The sequence below is a fragment of the Streptomyces sp. NPDC004435 genome, assembly GCF_042873895.1.
GTDB lineage: Bacteria > Actinomycetota > Actinomycetes > Streptomycetales > Streptomycetaceae > Streptomyces.
On sequence record NZ_JBIAMB010000048.1, the window covers coordinates 1 to 2,399 of the forward strand.

At 56.6% G+C, this 2,399-nt stretch carries 1 rRNA gene; it reads left to right on the top strand.

The window, feature by feature from the left end:
* Positions 1 to 2,367 (top strand): 23S ribosomal RNA (locus ACFYT9_RS39550); the annotation flags it as partial.
* Positions 2,368 to 2,399 lie beyond the last annotated feature (32 nt).

A 2,399-nucleotide genomic window follows, 5' to 3' on the forward strand; every position in this document is an offset into this window, starting at 1 on the left:
TTCAGTAGCACGCTCAAGACCCGAAGCGGAGTGATCTAGCCATGGGCAGGTTGAAGCGGAGGTAAGACTTCGTGGAGGACCGAACCCACCAGGGTTGAAAACCTGGGGGATGACCTGTGGTTAGGGGTGAAAGGCCAATCAAACTCCGTGATAGCTGGTTCTCCCCGAAATGCATTTAGGTGCAGCGTCGTGTGTTTCTTGCCGGAGGTAGAGCACTGGATAGGCGATGGGCCCTACCGGGTTACTGACCTTAGCCAAACTCCGAATGCCGGTAAGTGAGAGCACGGCAGTGAGACTGTGGGGGATAAGCTCCATGGTCGAGAGGGAAACAGCCCAGAGCATCGACTAAGGCCCCTAAGCGTACGCTAAGTGGGAAAGGATGTGGAGTCGCAGAGACAACCAGGAGGTTGGCTTAGAAGCAGCCACCCTTGAAAGAGTGCGTAATAGCTCACTGGTCAAGTGATTCCGCGCCGACAATGTAGCGGGGCTCAAGCGTACCGCCGAAGTCGTGTCATTGCAGTACATACCCCCAACGGGGACTGTGATGGGTAGGGGAGCGTCGTGTGCCGGGTGAAGCAGCCGCGGAAGCGAGTTGTGGACGGTTCACGAGTGAGAATGCAGGCATGAGTAGCGATACACACGTGAGAAACGTGTGCGCCGATTGACTAAGGGTTCCTGGGTCAAGCTGATCTGCCCAGGGTAAGTCGGGACCTAAGGCGAGGCCGACAGGCGTAGTCGATGGACAACCGGTTGATATTCCGGTACCCGCTTTGAAACGCCCAATATCGAGCCCATTAATGCTAAGCCCGTGAAGCCGTTCCGGACCCTTCGGGGAATGGAAAGTGGTGGAGCCGGCGAACCAAGGTGGTAGTAGGTAAGCGATGGGGTGACGCAGGAAGGTAGTCCAGCCCGGGCGGTGGTAGTCCCGGGGTAAGGGTGTAGGGCGTGTGATAGGCAAATCCGTCACACATGAGCCTGAGACCTGATGCCGAGCCGATTGTGGTGAAGTGGATGATCCTATGCTGTCGAGAAAAGCCTCTAGCGAGTTTCATGGCGGCCCGTACCCTAAACCGACTCAGGTGGTCAGGTAGAGAATACCGAGGCGTTCGGGTGAACTATGGTTAAGGAACTCGGCAAAATGCCCCCGTAACTTCGGGAGAAGGGGGGCCACGCCTGGTGATGAGTCTTGCACTCTGAGCTGGGGGTGGCCGCAGAGACCAGCGAGAAGCGACTGTTTACTAAAAACACAGGTCCGTGCGAAGCCGTAAGGCGATGTATACGGACTGACGCCTGCCCGGTGCTGGAACGTTAAGGGGACCGGTTAGTGACCTTTCGGGGTTGCGAAGCTGAGAACTTAAGCGCCAGTAAACGGCGGTGGTAACTATAACCATCCTAAGGTAGCGAAATTCCTTGTCGGGTAAGTTCCGACCTGCACGAATGGCGTAACGACTTCTCGACTGTCTCAACCATAGGCCCGGTGAAATTGCACTACGAGTAAAGATGCTCGTTTCGCGCAGCAGGACGGAAAGACCCCGGGACCTTTACTACAGTTTGATATTGGTGTTCGGTTCGGCTTGTGTAGGATAGGTGGGAGACTTTGAAGCGGCCACGCCAGTGGTTGTGGAGTCGTCGTTGAAATACCACTCTGGTCGTGCTGGATGTCTAACCTGGGTCCGTGATCCGGATCAGGGACAGTGTCTGATGGGTAGTTTAACTGGGGCGGTTGCCTCCCAAAGGGTAACGGAGGCGCCCAAAGGTTCCCTCAGCCTGGTTGGCAATCAGGTGTTGAGTGTAAGTGCACAAGGGAGCTTGACTGTGAGACCGACGGGTCGAGCAGGGACGAAAGTCGGGACTAGTGATCCGGCGGTGGCTTGTGGAAGCGCCGTCGCTCAACGGATAAAAGGTACCCCGGGGATAACAGGCTGATCTTCCCCAAGAGTCCATATCGACGGGATGGTTTGGCACCTCGATGTCGGCTCGTCGCATCCTGGGGCTGGAGTCGGTCCCAAGGGTTGGGCTGTTCGCCCATTAAAGCGGTACGCGAGCTGGGTTTAGAACGTCGTGAGACAGTTCGGTCCCTATCCGCTGTGCGCGTAGGAATATTGAGAAGGGCTGTCCCTAGTACGAGAGGACCGGGACGGACGAACCTCTGGTGTGCCAGTTGTCCTGCCAAGGGCATGGCTGGTTGGCTACGTTCGGGAGGGATAACCGCTGAAAGCATCTAAGCGGGAAGCCTGCTTCGAGATGAGTATTCCCACCTCCTTGAGAGGGTAAGGCTCCCAGTAGACGACTGGGTTGATAGGCCGGATGTGGAAGCCCAGTAATGGGTGGAGCTGACCGGTACTAATAGGCCGAGGGCTTGTCCTCAGTTGCTCGCGTCCACTGTGTTAGTTCTGAAG